The 17,140-nt window shown below is 62.0% G+C and carries 23 protein-coding genes, 2 tRNA genes and 1 pseudogene; 16 read left to right on the top strand and 10 right to left on the bottom strand.

From position 1 onward, the window contains the following. Positions 1–4: 4 nt before the first annotated feature. Positions 5–550 carry an NUDIX hydrolase gene (locus tag VGH41_RS13040; protein WP_331597863.1) on the bottom strand — a complete coding sequence of 182 codons (546 nt, stop codon included), beginning with the start codon at positions 548–550 and terminating at the stop codon, positions 5–7. Positions 551–784: 234 nt separating this feature from the next. Between VGH41_RS13040 and VGH41_RS13035 the strand changes: the two genes are divergently transcribed. Continuing rightward, a complete protein-coding gene (locus VGH41_RS13035; RefSeq protein WP_331597862.1) occupies positions 785–958 on the top strand; it encodes a hypothetical protein in 174 nt (57 codons plus the stop codon). Between the two features lie 31 nt (positions 959–989). Continuing rightward, entirely contained in the window at positions 990–1,313 is a 324-nt protein-coding gene (locus tag VGH41_RS13030) for a hypothetical protein (protein WP_331597861.1), read from the top strand. 93 nt (positions 1,314–1,406) lie between these two features. Here the strand turns inward: VGH41_RS13030 and VGH41_RS13025 are convergent. Continuing rightward, positions 1,407–1,483 (bottom strand) — tRNA-Met (locus VGH41_RS13025). 218 nt (positions 1,484–1,701) lie between these two features. Here VGH41_RS13025 and VGH41_RS13020 point away from each other — a divergent pair. Then, entirely contained in the window at positions 1,702–2,199 is a 498-nt protein-coding gene (locus VGH41_RS13020; RefSeq protein WP_331597860.1) for a heme-degrading domain-containing protein, read from the top strand. A 10-nt stretch (positions 2,200–2,209) separates the two neighbouring features. Next, positions 2,210–2,542, top strand: a complete 333-nt coding sequence (locus tag VGH41_RS13015; protein ID WP_414696647.1) for a DMT family transporter — start codon at positions 2,210–2,212, stop codon at positions 2,540–2,542. A gap of 30 nt (positions 2,543–2,572) precedes the next feature. On the opposite strand, the gene VGH41_RS13010 is transcribed toward VGH41_RS13015, so the two are convergent. Both VGH41_RS13010 and VGH41_RS13005 read right to left on the bottom strand, forming a co-directional pair. After that, a complete protein-coding gene (locus VGH41_RS13010) occupies positions 2,573–2,971 on the bottom strand; it encodes a hypothetical protein (protein ID WP_331597858.1) in 399 nt (132 codons plus the stop codon). Between the two features lie 97 nt (positions 2,972–3,068). Then, on the bottom strand, positions 3,069–3,266 hold the full coding sequence (locus tag VGH41_RS13005; protein WP_331597911.1) for a hypothetical protein: 198 nt from the start codon (positions 3,264–3,266) through the stop codon (positions 3,069–3,071). 210 nt (positions 3,267–3,476) lie between these two features. On the opposite strand from VGH41_RS13005, the gene VGH41_RS13000 reads away from it, so the two are divergent. Then, on the top strand, positions 3,477–3,752 hold the full coding sequence (locus VGH41_RS13000; protein WP_331597857.1) for a hypothetical protein: 276 nt from the start codon (positions 3,477–3,479) through the stop codon (positions 3,750–3,752). A gap of 192 nt (positions 3,753–3,944) precedes the next feature. Beyond that, the gene (locus tag VGH41_RS12995) at positions 3,945–4,232 is read left to right on the top strand and encodes a DUF1488 domain-containing protein (RefSeq protein WP_331597856.1); all 288 of its coding nucleotides are present in this window, start codon (positions 3,945–3,947) and stop codon (positions 4,230–4,232) included. Between the two features lie 50 nt (positions 4,233–4,282). Here the strand turns inward: VGH41_RS12995 and VGH41_RS12990 are convergent, their stop codons facing one another. Beyond that, on the bottom strand, positions 4,283–5,251 hold the full coding sequence (locus VGH41_RS12990) for an NAD-dependent epimerase/dehydratase family protein (RefSeq protein ID WP_331597855.1): 969 nt from the start codon (positions 5,249–5,251) through the stop codon (positions 4,283–4,285). Positions 5,252–5,410: 159 nt separating this feature from the next. Between VGH41_RS12990 and VGH41_RS12985 the strand changes: the two genes are divergently transcribed. Continuing rightward, positions 5,411–6,241 carry a TetR/AcrR family transcriptional regulator gene (locus VGH41_RS12985; RefSeq protein ID WP_331597910.1) on the top strand — a complete coding sequence of 277 codons (831 nt, stop codon included), beginning with the start codon at positions 5,411–5,413 and terminating at the stop codon, positions 6,239–6,241. Between the two features lie 46 nt (positions 6,242–6,287). Then, positions 6,288–7,418 carry an enoyl-CoA hydratase/isomerase family protein gene (locus tag VGH41_RS12980; protein WP_331597854.1) on the top strand — a complete coding sequence of 377 codons (1,131 nt, stop codon included), beginning with the start codon at positions 6,288–6,290 and terminating at the stop codon, positions 7,416–7,418. A 94-nt stretch (positions 7,419–7,512) separates the two neighbouring features. Here VGH41_RS12980 and VGH41_RS12975 read toward each other — a convergent pair whose 3' ends face one another. Beyond that, positions 7,513–7,938 (bottom strand): hypothetical protein, encoded by a 426-nt coding sequence (locus tag VGH41_RS12975; protein WP_331597853.1) that lies wholly within the window; start codon positions 7,936–7,938, stop codon positions 7,513–7,515. A 516-nt stretch (positions 7,939–8,454) separates the two neighbouring features. Here VGH41_RS12975 and ssuD point away from each other — a divergent pair. The 4 genes from ssuD (at position 8,455) to VGH41_RS12955 (ending at position 11,779) form a co-directional block, all read left to right on the top strand. Then, entirely contained in the window at positions 8,455–9,618 is a 1,164-nt protein-coding gene (gene ssuD / locus VGH41_RS12970; protein WP_331597852.1) for an FMNH2-dependent alkanesulfonate monooxygenase, read from the top strand. A 65-nt stretch (positions 9,619–9,683) separates the two neighbouring features. Further along, a complete protein-coding gene (gene ssuC, locus VGH41_RS12965) occupies positions 9,684–10,490 on the top strand; it encodes an aliphatic sulfonate ABC transporter permease SsuC (protein WP_331597851.1) in 807 nt (268 codons plus the stop codon). Further along, entirely contained in the window at positions 10,487–11,515 is a 1,029-nt protein-coding gene (locus tag VGH41_RS12960) for an ATP-binding cassette domain-containing protein (protein ID WP_331597850.1), read from the top strand. Before ssuC ends, VGH41_RS12960 begins: the two co-directional genes overlap by 4 nt. Positions 11,516–11,563: 48 nt before the next feature. Then, positions 11,564–11,779, top strand: coding sequence for a molybdopterin-binding protein (locus tag VGH41_RS12955; protein WP_331597849.1), 216 nt, complete (start codon positions 11,564–11,566; stop codon positions 11,777–11,779). Positions 11,780–11,848: 69 nt separating this feature from the next. On the opposite strand, the gene VGH41_RS12950 is transcribed toward VGH41_RS12955, so the two are convergent. After that, on the bottom strand, positions 11,849–12,133 hold the full coding sequence (locus tag VGH41_RS12950) for a hypothetical protein (RefSeq protein ID WP_331597848.1): 285 nt from the start codon (positions 12,131–12,133) through the stop codon (positions 11,849–11,851). 171 nt (positions 12,134–12,304) lie between these two features. Then, positions 12,305–12,697, bottom strand: a complete 393-nt coding sequence (locus VGH41_RS12945; protein WP_331597847.1) for a hypothetical protein — start codon at positions 12,695–12,697, stop codon at positions 12,305–12,307. Positions 12,698–13,364: 667 nt separating this feature from the next. On the opposite strand from VGH41_RS12945, the pseudogene VGH41_RS12940 reads away from it, so the two are divergent. Together VGH41_RS12940 and VGH41_RS12935 are read left to right on the top strand one after the other, a co-directional pair. Then, a pseudogene (locus VGH41_RS12940) lies at positions 13,365–13,607 on the top strand (SH3 domain-containing protein); the annotation flags it as partial. A gap of 181 nt (positions 13,608–13,788) precedes the next feature. Continuing rightward, complete coding sequence (locus VGH41_RS12935; protein WP_331597914.1) at positions 13,789–14,175, top strand: hypothetical protein; 387 nt, start codon at positions 13,789–13,791, stop codon at positions 14,173–14,175. Positions 14,176–14,416: 241 nt separating this feature from the next. On the opposite strand, the gene VGH41_RS12930 is transcribed toward VGH41_RS12935, so the two are convergent. Then, on the bottom strand, positions 14,417–14,674 hold the full coding sequence (locus tag VGH41_RS12930) for a hypothetical protein (protein ID WP_331597846.1): 258 nt from the start codon (positions 14,672–14,674) through the stop codon (positions 14,417–14,419). A gap of 388 nt (positions 14,675–15,062) precedes the next feature. Here VGH41_RS12930 and dusA point away from each other — a divergent pair, with 388 nt between their 5' ends. Continuing rightward, the gene (gene dusA / locus VGH41_RS12925; RefSeq protein WP_331597845.1) at positions 15,063–16,079 is read left to right on the top strand and encodes a tRNA dihydrouridine(20/20a) synthase DusA; all 1,017 of its coding nucleotides are present in this window, start codon (positions 15,063–15,065) and stop codon (positions 16,077–16,079) included. Positions 16,080–16,167: 88 nt separating this feature from the next. Beyond that, positions 16,168–16,243 (top strand) — tRNA-His (locus tag VGH41_RS12920). 83 nt (positions 16,244–16,326) lie between these two features. Here the strand turns inward: VGH41_RS12920 and VGH41_RS12915 are convergent. Beyond that, the coding region (locus tag VGH41_RS12915) for a hypothetical protein (protein ID WP_331597844.1) at positions 16,327–17,140 on the bottom strand (814 nt) is incomplete at its 5' end.

Raw genomic sequence — 17,140 nt, 5'->3', positions numbered from 1 at the left:
CCGCTCAGCCTTCGCGCAGCGAACGGAAGATGTCGCCGGTATGCAGGCCGTAGCTGCCGGACTGACGGTCCGCGAAGAAAAACCGCAGGGTCTGGCCGACGGTCGGAAAGGCGATGTCGTCCCACGGAATCTCATGTTCCTCGAACAGACGCACTTCGAGACTTTCTTCGCCGGCTTCGATGTCGAGATCGAGCAGCCGTGCCATATAGAACAGATGGACCTGATGCACGTGCGGCACGTTGAGCAGCGAGAACAGACTCTGCACTTCGACGCGCGCGCCGGCTTCCTCCAGCGTTTCGCGCGACGCCGCTTCGGCCGTCGTTTCACCCATTTCCATGAAACCCGCGGGCAGGGTCCAGTAGCCATAGCGCGGTTCGATGGCGCGGCGGCACAACAGCACCTTGTCGTCCCAGACCGGAACGGTGCCGACCACGTTGCGCGGATTCTGATAGTGCACAGTACCGCAACTGGCGCAGACGAAACGCTCGCGATTGTCTCCCGGCGGAATGCTCAGGCTGACCGCGTGGCCGCAGACGGAACAGAATTTCATAGGAAGGGGACAAAGAGTGGTGACAGAAGTTTATCACCGGGACGAATTTCGAAGAGCTTGCTGCGCTGCCGAGGCGAGGGCATGCCGGAGGTGAGTGGGAGAAGGGCGCTGTTTGCCTGGCCGAACAGCCAGTTCAGCAGATTTCTCTAAGCGATGCACGGACGATTGCGTTAGGATTGCTACTCGATTTACCTCGTGAGAAATTTCACGGGAGCACGGGAGTAGAAAAACATCATGCGTAAAAAGAACATCTTCTATCGCCTGCGAATCATCGTCAATTTTGCGGGCGTCGGTGCGCTCACAGCCAGCATTTTCTTTGGCTGGATCGACAGGTCGGTCGACATGCATACGATTGGCGCTGTGATCGGCGCGGGAGCCGCCTCGCTTAAAGTGTTCAATATCGTCTGAGAAGCCTGAGCGGACGTACAGCCAAGTCGCTATGGATTTGTTTGGACTACATATTGATGGAAATTGGGTCGATGACTTTTCCTATGTTGTAGCGGTAGTCTGGTCGGCGGGCCGCTATGTCAAACGGCGCCGGCAGGTTGGAAGGCGCTCGGCCAGAAGGGTGCATCCGCTGAAGGCACTTTTTTGCAAGGCGACCGCGGCGGATTTTTCCATCGGCATCTGCGTTTTCCCGCTGTGCGGACTGGCCACGTCTCTGTTCTCGGACCAGTTGTTGTTTGCGCTGCTGTCGAGTAACCGTTTGATTTTGAGCGTGGCGGGCGTCTCGGCGCTCTTTTCGGTGGTGGAGGATTTTTAGGTGGCGAAAACAAGGCAAAAACAAAAAAGGCCTGCCGGTTTGGCAAGCCTTTGATGTTGTGTTCGACGTCAACCCGGTTGCTTTGTCGCTACTTGGTTGCGGGGGTAGGATTTGAACCTACGACCTTCGGGTTATGAGCCCGACGAGCTGCCAGACTGCTCCACCCCGCGTCCGTCGAAGAAAAGATTATAGGACGAATCACGTCGGCGTGCAATAGCTTTTTAAGAATGGACTTCATCGGCGGCATAGGCCTGCACGGGTAAGGGCTTGTCGGTCTGTCGATACGCCGGTGTTGCGGGTCGCTGCGCTAGAATCCGCTATCCCTTCTCCGTTGCGATCTTCGTGGTTGCTGGAGCGCCTTTCTCTCTTCGTCGATTCTTCTTCCGCCATGGATATCGTTCACGATCTGCAGTCGATTGTCGCTCAGGAAAATGCCCTGGTATTCCCCCATTTCGATGCGGACCGCGCATGGCAAATCGGTGCGTATCTGCACGAGATCGGCAAGGCCCGTGCTCTGGCGATCGCCATCGACGTGCGCACCTTCGGTCAGCCGCTGTTCTTCAGCCTGCTCGCTGGCGCCACGCCGGATAACGTCGATTGGGCGCGCCGCAAGGGCAACACTGTTGCTCACTTCCGGCGCAGTTCTTACGCAATCGGTCTGCGCATGCAGCAGTCTGGCAGCACGCTCGCGGAAAAACACGGCTTGCAACTTGCCGAATACGCCTCGCATGGCGGAGCCTTCCCACTGACGGTGGCTGGCGCAGGCGTGATCGGCTCGATTACGGTGTCGGGTTTGCCGCAACGCTTCGACCACGAACTCGTCGTCGAAGCGCTGTGCGCGCATCTCGGTCAGGACTACAGCAAGCTCGCGCTTGCAAAGGCCTGAAGCAATGCGTTTGCCTCCGTATGCATTACTCGCCATCGCTATTGTTGCCGAAGTGATTGCCACCTCCGCACTGCGCGCGTCGGAGGGCTTCTCGCGGTGGTGGCCCGCCCTGATCGTCGTGATGGGTTACGGCATCGCGTTCTACTGTCTGTCGCTTACGCTTCGAAGCATTCCGGTCGGCATCGTCTATGCAATCTGGTCGGGCGTGGGCATCGTGCTGATCAGCCTCGTTGCCGTCGTGCTGTATCGCCAGGTGCCCGACCTGCCCGCGGTGATCGGGCTGGGGTTGATCGTCTCAGGCGTGGTGGTGCTCAACCTGTTCTCGAAGATGCAGGCGCACTGACTTCGTCACGCACTCTGGGCCTGCTGAGGCTTACTTGCAGCGAATGATCATCGAGCGGTTCTTTACGTTCGCCGAGACGACGTTGGTCACGCTACCGCCTGCAGCACCGCCTTCGTCGTTATCCTTCGAGACGATGTCGTAGCCCGTCGCGCCACATGCCTTGCCTGCTTGCACGTAGCATGAGGCCCAACTCGAGCCGGCATCCGCGCCGCTGCAGTTCACCGCGAAACCGGTCTGGCCGTTCGGCAGGTTGATCAACGAAGTCGTATTCGACGACGCGCATGCGCTCAAGCCGACAGCGATCAGCGCAACGGCGGGCAGGGCGGCTGTGCGGGCGATCGCGCGTGAGAACGCATGGGTCGCTGCGGCCTCGCCGGCTGGATTGAATGACTGCGATCGCGGGCGAAAGCGCCACGTAAGACACTTCATGGTGTTTCCTTTGCTTGGTTTAAGCGGGTTTGAGAGCGGGGGCTCAAGCGGTAGCCTCACGGTCACCGGAAGATTGCGGCCAACCCAGGCCGCCTGGCTATGAGAGGTCCGGGTCGATGCTGATTCCGGCATTGCCGACAATGCGGCGGCTTTCGTCACCATTTGCGGTCGCCGCATCTTCCCAGATGCTGATGGCTCGCGGAATATCGATGCCGTGGTTGCCCGCATAGGCGAACCACTCGTTGGCCGCATCCGGTTCGGGTACTTCGCTGTTCTGCAAAAAATATTTTCCCATATTGCAGGCCTCGAGTTCGCGTTCGCGCATGCACGGGACGTGCCTGATCCGCAGTTCGACCGCGTCGAGTGTAGCAAGTGCGTTTTTTTTGAAACGAACTTATCGCCTCTGGATGCGACTTATACCTGTCAGGCACGCGACTGGTTTGAATGCATGCCGCGCTCGCTCCGATAGTCGCGAGGCGAGACGCGTTACAAGAGGAGAACGAACATGGCAGAACGTGTGAGCGGTCCATACCGCGGGTATTACATCAGCGCGGCCGCGCGTCTTGTCGCCACATACGAGCCGGCGGCGCAGGCTGGCGGCCCGGATGGCATTTACGTAGGGTCGGTGAGTCTGTCGCAGCGCGGGCCTGACGATCCTCATCGCATCGAGACGTTGCTGGACCTCGGCAGCGAACATCGCTTCGCCACGGAGGATGACGCGCTCGAACACGTCGAGCAGGCGGCGCGCGCGTACATCGACCAGCTGCTCGCGAACGCCTGACGGTGGCGCGTCGCGACTGTTGCTTGTCCGCCCATACGTGGGCGCGTGGAGCGCCGTTCGGCGTGACAACCGGTGACGCCGCAGGGTGGACCGGCGTACCCCTGCGCGAGTACCATATGCGCGATAGGAATCTCGTCGCGCCACCCCGTGCCGGCGGCAGATTCTTCGACGGATTCTTCTGATGAGGCGACCATGGAAATTCGGTTTCCCGCGGATGCACCCGCTTACCGCGACTCCAATCTGACAGTTGTGTTCCGGGCGCTGGTGGACGGCGAAACGGTGCCGTGCGCCATCTCGGTCGAAGCGCTCGAAGATCATTTCGGCGCCTGCTCCGAGGACCGCGAAGGCTGGATGCGCGCGTTCGACGCCGGGCGCGGACATATCGAGGCCGTTGCCCGCGAACATCTGCAGATCAGCAATGGCACCCCTGTGCTGCTGAAGAGCGGGCATTTTCCACCAGGCAACGTCGTCGGCTTGTGATAGCCGGGGGGTGGCGGCGCGCCTGAGGGCGCCCTAAGCCCTTCATTCATTCACGGCACTACCTGCAGCGCCTGCCGTGCAGCTGCAAACGACTGCCGGATACCCTCGTCATATGACGTCTTCCTGATCGGGCCAATCAGCGCCCGCAGCGCGGTATCGTCGAGGACGAGCGGCTCGGTCATCAGGTAGTTCATCTCCACCAGTTCCCGCACGATCGGATTGAAGAGGCCGAGCACGCGCAGCATCGGCTTGCCCGCGACCATCAGTTTGGGCTCGCGCCCCGCCAGCGCATAAGCCCTGGTGACGATTTCGCGCTGCGTGATCGTGCCGGACCCGGCCAGATGCAGCCAGCGGCCGTACGCCTCGGGCGTGCGCGTGAGCGTTTCGACCACCGGCCCGACATCCGGCACGAACACGAACTCATGCGGCACGTCGATCGGGCCGATCATCTGCGCACGTGTGCCGCGCGCCGCGCCTTCGAATACGCCGTGCAGGAGACTACGCTCTATGCTGGGGCCATAGAAATCAGGTAGACGCAGCACGAGCGTGGAAAGTCCGTGGCGACCGTGCGCGTCGAGCACGCGGCTCTCCTGTTCAAGGCGCATCTGGCCTTTGAACGTATGCGGCTCGCGTGGATGGGCTTCGGTCACCGGGTTGCTACGCGCGCGGCCGTACGGATAGACGGTGCCGATCAGGATCAGTCTTTCGACCCCCGCAGCGGTCAGACCCGCGAGCGTTTTTTCGATCAACGGCGGGTGGGTCTGGAACTGGTCGTACGGCACGCCGACCAGATACACGGCCGTCTGTAATCCCCTTGCGGCGGCTGCAATGGAGGCGGGGTCGTCCGGATTCCACGTGACGATTTCAGCGTGTGGATCAGCGCCGAACGACGCTTCGAGCGGCGCACGCGTGCGTCCGACGACCCGATAATCCCTCCCGGCGGCGCTCAGCGCGGCGGTGATGCTGCGGCCGGTCGCGCCGGCGGCGCCGAACAGTCCCACTTTCCCTGTGTCTTGCATGACCACTCCTTCAATGTGTACGAGAGGCGCAGCACGCGCCGCCTGGTGGGTGACTCTGCGAACTCCGGTGCTGACGTCGAAATATTTTATGAACATTGTTCAGTAAACAGTGTTCAGTTTAATTTGACTTTTCAGTTTGTCAACCGGAGAATTCAGGGCATGGGAATTACTGAACGAAAGACTCGCCAGAAGCAGGCCTTGCGCGGACGCATCCTGGATGCGGCGCGGCGTATCGTGGTGCGCGAAGGATTCGCCGCGCTGTCGATGCGCAAGATTGCCGACGCCATCGAATATTCGCCCGCTACGCTGTATCTGCACTTTGCGAGCCGCGACGAGATCGCGCGGGCGCTGTGCGCGCAGGGGTATGCGCAGCTTTTGAGCACCTTCGAGCCGCTTGCGCAGATCGCCGATCCGGCTGAGCGGCTGAAGGGGCTGGCTCGGGCGTACGTTGCGTTTGGCGTGGCGCATCCGCAGACCTATCGTCTGATCTTTATGGAAGATCCGACCTATATGGTCGCGGCGCTCGCCGGCTCGGCTGAGGCAAGCGAGGGGAGCGCTGACGAAACCGCTGGCCACGGCTCAGGGGAGGCTGCTGCCGGAAACTCAACCGCACATTCCGGCAAAGCCATCGCCATCAATCCCGCCGCCGGTCACGAGTCCGGCGACGCGGCCATGCGTCTGATGGTGAGCGCGCTCGAAGAACTGAAGGCGCAAGGGCGTTTGCCGGCTTCAGCGGCAGGCGAGGTCCTGGCCGAAGCCTTCTGGGCGACGCTGCACGGCATCGTGGCGCTCAATCTCACCTGCCCGGTGTTTCCCACGGCACCGCTCGACACGATCGTTGACGTTGCTCTGGACGCATGGTTCGGCCCGCGCAGTCGGGCGCAGGACACCCCAGCGGCGCCGCCAGCCGCTTCTGAATCTGCGCCGGGAGGGGCACCTTCAGCGCACCCTTCACGTGCGCAGCGCAAGCCGAAAGCCTCCGGCGCGTGATAACGTTCAGCCTTCCAACCGACTCCGCTTCTTCACCCGTTCCGTCATGTCAACTCCTGCATCGCCAGTTCTTAGCGACGAAATCAACACGTACATTGCCAACCGCATCGGCTTCATTGAACTGGAGCGGCCCAAAGCGCTGAACGCGTTATCGACCGGCATGATCCGCGCCATGCACGCCGCGCTCGAAATCTGGCGCGAAGACCCCGACGTGCTTGCGGTGGTGGTGCGCAGCCAGCATGCGCGGGCGTTTTGCGCGGGCGGCGATATCCGCTTCTTGTACGAGTCGGTTCAGCGTGGCGACGAGGCGGCACGGGACACCTTTTTCACTGAGGAATACCGGCTCAATCACACCATCTTCACGTACCCGAAGCCTTACATTGCGCTGATGAACGGCGTGGTGATGGGCGGTGGTATGGGCATTTCGCAAGGCGCGCATCGCACGGGCGGTCTGCGAGTCGTCACCGGTTCGACCCGCATGGCGATGCCGGAAACGCGCATCGGGCTCTTTCCCGACGTGGGGGCGGGCTGGTTTCTGGCGCGCACGCCGGGCGCGCTGGGGCGTTACCTGGCAGTGACCGGCGAGACGATCGGCGCGGCCGATGCGCTGTACGCAGGTCTTGCCGATGCCTACATCGACGATGCGGCGCTGCCTGCGCTCATCGATACGCTGCGCCGCGAGGGGTTCGAGCGCGGCTCGCAAGTGGTGGAGTGCATCGCGCGCGAGACCGCGGCGCACAAGGTGGTACCCACGCCGGATACGTCTTCGCTGGCGGACACCCGCGCCCTGATCGACCGGCACTTTGCGTTGCCGGATATGCCGCAGATTCTGGCTTCGCTCGATGCGGAACGCGACTGCGAGGCCGCCGAGTGGGCCGAGCAGACGGTCGGCGTGCTGCGCGAGCGCTCGCCGCTGTCGATGGCGGTATCGCTTGAAGTCGTGACGCGTGCCGAGGCAACCATGGCAGATGTGCTGCGCCGCGACCTGGATCTGACGCGCACGAGCTTCGAGCACGGCGACGTGGTCGAAGGGATTCGCGCAAGGATCATCGACAAGGACAACGCGCCCAACTGGCGCTTCGCCCGTATCGAAGACGTGCGCGCGGACGACGTGGCGAAAATGTTCGAGAGCCCGTGGACGCTCGCGGAACACCCGCTGCGCGACTTGCAGGGTTAAAGGCCAGGGCGAGGGCAGGGTCAAGCCCCTGCCGCCGGCTTGCCTGCCGCCAGTTTGCCGGCTACATACCGGCTACATACCGGCTATTCGCTGCCTATTCACCGTCATCCAGCGCCATGAAGGCGCGCATGAACACCAAGGCGCCCCAGCCCCACATGGCGTTGGCCGCAAAGCCGACCGCGAGGCGCGGCAACATGTTGCCGCTCGGCCAGATACCGCGCAGCGGATCGACCACGAACACGCTGGCCGCCGTCAGCGCAATTCCGCCAAACACGAATGCCTGAATCCACGGCGCGCGGCGCTCGGGCGAGACGCGCAAGAGCCACGCCATCAGCACCGCCCACACGGCGCCCCAGATTGCATTCGCGATGAACTCCGGCAGTCCCAGCGGTAGGAACGGCGCGGTGGAGAATCCCGCCGGGTCGATCAGCCCGGCGGCGTGCAGCAGCCCGAGCGTCGATTCATGAAAAAACAGGGACGCCAGAAAGCCTGACACGAACGGCAGAATAATTTTTTGCATGCAATGCAACGCCAAGGGCACGGGGGCGCAGCAAGTGCTGCCCGGGCCGGATTATCGAAAGTCGCGTCATTATATAGACGGCTTGGGCGATTTCCGGCACCCCGTCGTATGCTAAAGCGTCGGGCTAATCACGAAAGTGGAAAACCTAAGCTAAAAAAAATCGTTCAAAAGCCTGGGTCCGATCCATAGACTGTTTCTCCATGTAGACGGCATTGCTGCCGTCGCCCACTTACCGTGCGCCGGTGCGGCGCAGGTTTCGTCAAGGGAAGCTGTCGCGATGTCCTGTTTCAAGCCGATCTTCGCCATCCCCGCTGCGGCGCGCACGCGCTGTCAGCCTTGTTGTCCACGCTGACGACGCGTTTTCCCGATCTATTCGTGCGGCGGGCGGGTGTTGCAGTCCGTGCGTCACCGTAAGCCTGGCTGAGCGGCTGTGCCCGCGTTGCCGGAGTGGTGACGCGCGCGCTCCGGCCTTCGCGCCTCTTCATCAATCCAGTCTCGAACAAGCAGGAGCAGCAAATGAATGTGTTCTGGTTCATCCCGACTCACGGCGATAGCCGCTACCTCGGTACGTCCCAAGGCGCACGCGCAGCCGATTTCGACTACTTCCAGCAGGTTGCCATCGCCGCCGACACGCTCGGCTACGACGGTGTCCTGCTGCCGACCGGCCGCTCTTGCGAAGACGCATGGGTGGTGGCGTCTTCGCTGATTGCGGTGACGCGCCGGCTGAAATTCCTGGTCGCGATTCGCCCGGGCCTGTCGTCACCGCAACTCGCAGCGCGCATGGCCGCGACCTTCGACCGCCTGTCGGGCGGCCGCCTCCTGATCAACGTGGTGACGGGCGGTGCGCCGAATGAACTGGAAGGCGACGGCGTGTTCGTCGATCACGACACGCGCTACGAAATCACCGATGAATTCCTGCACATCTGGCGCGATGTGCTGACGGCCTCGCACACCAAGGATTCGATCGATTTCGAGGGCAAGCATCTCACCTCGAAGGGCGGCAAGGTGTTGTATCCGCCGGTGCAAGATCCGCATCCGCCGCTGTGGTTTGGCGGCTCCTCGCCGGCTGCGCATGAAATCACCGGCGAACACATCGACACGTATCTCACGTGGGGCGAACCGCCTGCAGCGGTCGCACAGAAGGTGGCCGACATTCGTGCGCGGGCCGCGGAACACGGCCGCAAGATTTCGTTCGGCATCCGGCTGCACGTGATCGTGCGCGAAACCGAAGAAGAAGCATGGGCCGCCGCCGACAAGCTGATCAGCAAGCTCGACGACGAAACCGTCGAGCGCGCCCAGGCCTCGTTCGCGAAGATGGATTCGGAAGGCCAACGCCGCATGTCCGCGTTGCATGGCGGCAAGCGTGGTGGCCGCGAGCAGCTCGAGGTGTCGCCGAATCTGTGGGCCGGCGTGGGGCTCGTGCGCGGCGGGGCGGGCACGGCACTCGTCGGGAGTCCGGAACAGATCGTTGCACGGATGAAGGAATACGAGGAACTCGGCATCGAGACGTTCATTTTGTCCGGCTATCCGCACCTGGAAGAGTCGTACCGTTTCGCTGAACTGGTGTTTCCGCTGCTGCCGAACCGTTTGCGCAAGAGTTCGAGTGGGCCGCTGTCGGGACCGTTCGGCGAGGTCGTCGGCGTCGATCAGTTGCCGGCTGCCGCGGTGAGTCAAAGCTGACGGCGCGCGCACCTGCGCCTCGCCGGCCGCAGCACACGTAATGAGAAAGAGTGGAGTAAGCGATCATGGCTCGATCCAGTAAAAGCGAAAGTTTGATCCGGCGTTTCGGCGGCCACCTTGCGCCGTGGATTGCGCCGCTGGTAATCCTGCTCGCGTGGGAGTTCGCCGCGCGCAGCGGCATCCTGTCGACGCGCGTGCTGCCCGAACCGCTCGCGGTGGTGAAGGCGGCGTGGTCCCTGATCCAGTCGGGCGAAATGTCGGCCGACGTCAAGGTCAGCACCTGGCGCGCGGTGTCGGGGTTTGCGGTGGGCGGCAGCATCGGTCTCGTACTGGGGCTGGCGACCGGCTTGTTCAGGCCCATTGAGGTTGCGCTCGACTCGACCGTGCAGATGGTGCGCAATATTCCCGCGCTGGCGATGATCCCGCTCGTGATCCTCTGGTTCGGGATCGAAGAAGAAGCGAAGGTGTTTCTGGTGGCGCTGGGTGTGTTTTTTCCGATCTACGTGAATACGTTTCACGGCATCCGTTCGGTCGACGCGAATCTGGTCGAAATGGCGCGCAGCTACGGCGTCAAGGGCTTTCGCCTGTACTGGGACGTGATTCTGCCGGGCGCGTTGCCGTCGATTCTGGTCGGCGTGCGCTTTGCGTTCGGGCTGATGTGGGTCACGCTGATCGTTGCGGAAACGATCTCTGCGCAGTCGGGCATCGGCTATATGACGATGAACGCCCGCGAATTCCTGCAAACCGATGTAGTGGTGGTCGGCATCCTGCTGTACGCGGGGCTCGGCAAGCTTGCCGATCTGCTGGCGAAGAGCCTCGAGCGCGTCTCGCTGCGCTGGCATCCCGCCTATCAACGAGGAGCAAAAGTATGAGTGCGACAACCTTGTCGACGAGTTTCGGCGGCGTCTCTGGCGTCGATCTCGAAGCGGAACTGGCTCAGCCGCGCACGCTCGATCACGACGCTACCGAAGCCGCGTCGCTCGAACGTGACGCCACGTTGCTCGACGCTGCGCTGCAACTGCGCGATGCCGGATGCGACCCGCGTTCGCCGGGCGCCGCCGCGCTAGTGCGCGACGCACAGCGCAGCGCGGATCACTCGGTCGAGTTGCGCGGCGTCGGCAAGCAATACGGCGACCGCACGGTGCTGAGCGATTTCAATCTGTCCATCGAGCGGGGCAGTTTCGTGGCGATCGTCGGACGCAGCGGCTGCGGCAAGTCCACCTTGTTGCGGCTCGTGGCCGGACTCGAACAGCCGAGCGCCGGTGTGCTCGAAAAGCGCACCGAGGACGGCGAGCCGCTCGATACCCGCATCATGTTTCAGGACGCGCGCCTGCTGCCCTGGAAGAGCGTGTTGCAAAACGTGATGCTCGGTCTCGGACGCGGGGCCCGCGAAGATGCGCGTGCGGTGCTGGCTGAAGTGGGCTTGCTGGAACGCGCCAACGACTGGCCCGCACAGTTGTCGGGCGGCCAGCGTCAGCGGGTGGCGCTCGCGCGTGCGCTGGTGCACCGGCCGCAATTGTTGTTGCTCGATGAACCGCTCGGTGCGCTCGACGCGCTGACGCGCATCGAAATGCATGCGTTGATCGAACGGCTGTGGCGCGAACATCGTTTTACCGCGCTGCTCGTGACGCACGACGTGCATGAAGCCGTGGCACTCGGCGACCGGATTCTGCTGATCGAAGAAGGGCGTATTGCGCTCGATCAGCCGGTGCCGCTTGCCCGGCCCCGGGCGCGCGCATCCGCGGGTTTTGCGGCGCTGGAAGAACATGTGTTGCAACGCGTGCTGAAGACATCGCCGAACGACGACGCGTTGGCGCATCACGCATTGGCGCCTCGTGCCGGTGCGCATCACGACGACCGCCTCGTGCGGCCGACGGAAGTCCGTTGGGCTGTTTGACATGCCTTGCCTTTTTCGTTTCTTATCGATTCACTGGAGTCACCCGATATGAGCATTTCCGCTATCAACGTACGTAATCAGTTCAAAGGCAAGGTCAAGGAAATCATCCGCGGGCCGGTTGTGTCCGAGGTGGACGTGGATACACCGTTCGGTATCGTCACGTCCGTGATCACGACGCGTTCGGTCGACGAACTCGAACTCGCGGTCGGTTCGGAAGTGGTCGCGCTCGTGAAGTCGACGGAGGTTTCGATCGCGCGGCTTTAAGGTCTGAGACCGGCTCGGCGCGCGTCATGCGCGCCGTTCGGATATGCGCTGCTGCCGGCGCTGGCCGCGCTATTTTGCGTTGGCCGCGCTGGCGGGCGGCGTGTGGGTCATCCGGTCGTTGGTCGGCTTGTCGGGGCGCTTGACCGGCATATGGTCGGGATTGGCGGGGTTGCTCGCGCTGGCCGCGTCCGGTGCCTTCACCATGGGGGCGCCGCTATCCTTCGGCGCCGACTGCGCACGAGCCGGCACGGCAGTCGCGGCACTTGCTACCAGAGCGACAAGCACGAGAGTTGCATAAGCCGCCGGATAAGGGGCATGCACCGTTGTGAGCGGGGCGGGTTTGATCCGTTTCATCCGATCCTCCTTGGTCGTCCTGGTGAGGTCCGCTTTCGCGTAGACCGCGTGACGCTCGGAAAATTCGCTTGATCGACCCATTTGCGTGCCGCTTTCAGTTGGCCGCAACTGCGTAGTGGCGCACGCGCCGCGGCCTCTGCAGAGGTTGCAACCCTCTGCACCATGCCCGCGTTACTTGCCCTTGCTCTTACCGGTTCCGCCGCCCGTCGTCGGGCACGGGAATGCAGCTTGCAGCGAGCGAAGGATTGCGAGGCCGACTGGAAAGTCGTCGGAGAGGCCCGGGTGGTTGGTGAAAAACTCATCCAGCAGCGGGTATAGCGTCTGTGCGCCGATCGGCAACTGCTCCGGCGGACAGTAGAGCGGAGGGCGTTTCTTCGCGACCAGATCGCCGTTCGCCCACCCCAGTTCGTTCACCGCGCCGGTAATGTATGCGGCATATACCGAGTTGTTGTCCGCGTGAGCCCATTGTTTGTACTGCTGGGCCGTCATTTCGGCGTTCGCGTTCAGCGCGAAACACGCCATAAGCAAAGCCAGCGCCGTCGTTCCCATCGTCTTTAATTGCATTGTTGCAACCTCACACCGGATTATTTAACCCGCCATTGTAGGGCAGGCGGGCGGCTCTACGAAGATTGGCGTGTGCAATCGGACTTGCTGTTGCGTGCGCAAAAAAAGGCCCACTTGGGGAAGTGGGCCACAAGTTTGACGAGAGACAATTCCTCTCAGGGAAAGAGGAGGACTCAGTGTACGGTGCGGGGCGGCGATTCGGATTTCAGACGCACTTACATGTCTTACCGGGTCTATCGCAGCGAAGGGCGACTTCATGCCTGCCCGGTCTTTGCGGGTTCACGGATGCACGGCTGGCTGCGAGCAATGCCGCCGCTGAAGTGGCTTTGGTGCGACACGTAGCAGGGTTTCTCGATCTTATATTGAACAGGAATCCTGAGTGAATGGTGCGTGCATCGGACGCTGACGAAAATCCACGTACGTAGCATTGGCCGAGTTCAGGTAATCCAAAGTAATGGAAACCCGACCTGCACAGCGCGAACCCGTCTGAGTGGCTTGTGATCGCGGCTGCGCTTGCGTCACGCGAAGAGGTCAGCCCGCGCGTTGCCCCTAACCGTCCACATGCGTTTTTTCGGGGAACGGATCTTGCTGAAGCGCGGTGAGGGGCAGCCATGAAGCGCGCCCACAGAATAAAAATGTAAAGACCGCTTTGCCAGACGGAGGATCAATGCGAAAACGAGTTGTCAGTGGATTGCTAGCCGGAGCCGCGGTTCTGTTGGCGTCACCGGGTGTGGCTGTCGCGCAGTCGCAGGCTTACACCAACGCCCCGGTCAACGTGTTTGCCGGTCCTGCAGACGATTACCCTGTGGTGACCCAGTTGCCTGGCGGTCAGCCGGTCACGTTGATGGGCTGCGTGAGCGGCTACACATGGTGCGATGTAGCGCTGCCGGATCTGCGAGGCTGGGTCTACGCGGGCAGTCTCAACTATCCCTATCAGGGCAGTAATGTACCGTTGCTGACCTACGGGACGGCGATCGGCCTGCCGATCGTGACATTCTCGATTGGCGCGTATTGGGGAAGCCACTACCGTGGGCGCCCCTGGTATAACAACGAGTCGCATTGGGCCCATCACCCGCCTCCGCCACCGGGCCATGGTGGACCGCCGCCCGGACACGGAGGACCGCCGCCCGGACACGGAGGACCGCCGCCTGGACATGGTGGACCGCCACCCGGACACGGTGGGCCGCCGCCCGGGCACGGTGGACCGCCGCCGCAGCACGGCAACCCACCGCCTACGCATGGAGCTGAGCGTCCGCCTCAAGGCGGGGGCGGCCAGCATATGGCGCCACCACCGGGAGGCGGAGGAGGTCAACATCAAGGACCGCCACCCGGCGGCGGGCAGCATCAAGGACCACCACCCGGTGCGGGCGGCGCAGGCGGTCATCCGGCACCGCCAGCCGGGCATGGCGGCGGTGAGCAGCACGGGGGTGGAGGCGGTGGTCATGACAACCACGAGCAGCACAATTAGCCGCGCGTAAGCGAAAGCGGAACACGGGCGGGGCGGCGAATCAGGCGGCCTCCGCCCAGTCTTCGCCCTATGCGTTGATGACAACGCGAGCGAAACGGCATCGCCACAGTGCAGGTTGAATTCCCCCGCAGCCGCCGCATCCACGGACAAAGTGACCGCACAAATGAAAACGCCAGAGGGTTCGGGCAACATGCCCTCACCATCTGGCGTCCACGCACGGCGCTCTTGTGAAGCGCCCAGCGTCGTTCCGATTAGTTACCGGAGACCGATTGCGAAGCCGACTGACGCGCACCGCTTTGCGATGCGTTATTCTTCACACCGCCGTACGCGTTGTTGTCTTCAGCAGCACGTTCGGCAGCAACGGTTTGCACGCTTTGGCCTTGTTGCGAAGCGGGCGCGCCGACGGACGGGCTATAGAACGGTGCCGGGCCGTAGCCGCTAGCAAAAGCGGGAGCAGCGATCGAGGCAGAGGCGACAACCAGCAGGGCGGCAAGAAGCTTGTTCTTCATGATGACTCCAGTAAACGTTTCGGACTTCGGGTTCAGGAAGACGTCGCGACATGGACCGCTAGGGGTGTATCTGTAACGTCGATGGAATAAGTGTATTCCCTTACTATCGAATATTTGTATCCATAATCCGAAATTACTATTCTCTGGATTGAAACAATCATCCGGTGCCTTGCAAGGCGTGGCCGACAAGGGGGTCAGGTCGGCGCGTGTAAAGAAAATTTCATCGTTCGCCGCAGCAAAGACCCCACTACGAGCAGTCCTAATAGGCGGCTTCGGCGTCATTTGAGGCCCAAATGCTGCGATTCCAGGGCAATCCGGCCCGCAGCACCAGGCGGCGAGCCAGCTTGCGGTAAAATCGCGGTTTGATTGATGCCGCCGGCCGTTTCCCATGTCTCCAGCTCTGCCCCCCAGTCCTCGCCGCGTTTCCGTGGCGCCTATGATGGACTGGACCGACCGTCATTGTCGTTCGCTTCATCGCGTGCTGTCGCGCCATACCTGGCTGTATACCGAAATGGTGACCACGGGCGCGTTACTGCACGGCGACGTTGCGCGTCATCTGGCATTCACGCCGGACGAAGCGCCGGTCGCGCTGCAACTCGGCGGCAGTGAACCCGACGACCTCGCACGATCAGCAAAACTGGGCGAGCAGTGGGGCTATGACGAGATCAATCTGAACTGCGGCTGTCCTTCCGAGCGAGTGCAGCGCGGCGCATTCGGCGCATGCCTGATGAACGAGCCGCAACTCGTGGCCGACTGCGTGAAGGCAATGCGCGATGCGGTCTCGGTGCCGGTGACGGTGAAGCATCGGATCGGCGTCGACGCGGTTGAAGAGTATGGCTACGTGCGCGATTTCGTCGGCACGATCGCCGACGCGGGTTGCGACGTGTTCATCGTGCATGCGCGCAACGCAATCCTGAAAGGTTTGAGTCCAAAGGAGAATCGCGAGATTCCGCCGCTCAAATATGACTACGCCTATCAGCTGAAGCGCGATTTTCCACAGCTCGAGATCATCATCAACGGCGGTATCAAGACGCTCGATGAAGTGGCGCAGCATCTGCAGCACGTCGACGGCGTGATGCTCGGCCGCGAGGCCTATCACAATCCGTATGTGCTGGCCGGCGTCGACGCGCGCTTCTATGGGTCCGCCGAGCCGGCGCTCACGCGCGAGCAGGCCGAAGCGAAACTGATCGAATACTGTGCGGCGGAGCTCGCGCGCGGTACGTTCCTTGGCGCGATCACGCGTCATGCGCTGGGTCTTTATCGCGGTGTGGCGGGCGCGCGTGGATGGCGTCGTGTGCTGTCGGACAACAAGAAACTCGCTGCGCGCGATCTCGCCATTTTTGATGAAGCAAGACAGCATCTGCGCGAGGCAGTCTTGCGTGAGCCAGCCGAAATCTTTGAATAAAGGGCTAGGCAAATGCAAATCATGTTTGTATAATCTCGCTTCTTGATCGGCAAGCCAGTTCTCGGTGAGCCAAGCAGATGTTCCAGTGGTGGCTGTAGCTCAGTTGGTAGAGTCCAGGATTGTGATTCCTGTCGTCGTGGGTTCGAGTCCCATCAGCCACCCCAAAAAAACCTTCCCCTTCAGTCTCTTACGTTTCCCGCTAGATTCCATATAGCGATATTCGGAACGGAAAATCCAATTTCGGAATTTACTCGGTAGCTTTCGCGACCTTGACCTTGCGTCGATCGTAGTGCGCGTGGGTAGTCGACGGGTTTGCGTGAGCTGCAAAATCGTAGGCATCTTCATCGCGTTGCTCGAGCTTCGCCGTGATCGCCGTCGGCCTGATATCGAGCAAAGAAAAATAAGCCGGATGGTTCGTGATCTGCAGCTCCATACCACCGCGGATCGGACTGTTCACTCGGTTCGCAATCCGCTGCGCGGCCTCGCGCATCTTCTTCGCTTCGAACTCGCGAGCAATCGCCTTATCGAATGCCCCGATGTAGGCATACATGGCGTCCTGCCAAACCGATCCCCAGCCGCTTTTCGAATAAGGCTGCCCGCGTCGATTGGGGAATAGGAAGAGGCTGGCCACCTTGCGATCGCGCTTCGCGCGCTCGACAACCACGCGCAGACGCGTCGACCACTGACGCAGCTTCTGGACTTCGGCCTCGCCGCGCTTGCGCTTCGCGCTCGCGACACGCACGCCAGCGTCGGTGATGCCAGAGAGATGAAATGGGCGGATTTCGGCCGCACGAAAACCCGTGAGATAGCAGAACATCGCGGCGAGGCCCATCGTCCGGTATGCCTGATCCTGCCGGAGCGCCCATAGATAGAACTTGACCACCTGTCCTCGCTCGACCGTCCGGACATCCTTCTCGGCCGTGTTCTGCATCATGCCGACGAACGGATTGCTCTTGACGACGCCCCAGCGGACCGCGTAATTGCACACCGTCTGCATCAGCGCCATATCCTTGTTTGCGCCGATCGGTGCGCCGGCCTTTGCACGGACGTCGAGGTATTGA

Source organism: Paraburkholderia sp., from assembly GCF_036488795.1.
Taxonomy (GTDB): Bacteria; Pseudomonadota; Gammaproteobacteria; order Burkholderiales; family Burkholderiaceae; genus Paraburkholderia.
Note: the sequence above shows the minus strand (reverse complement) of the source record. Positions and strands in the feature narration are given on the sequence as shown.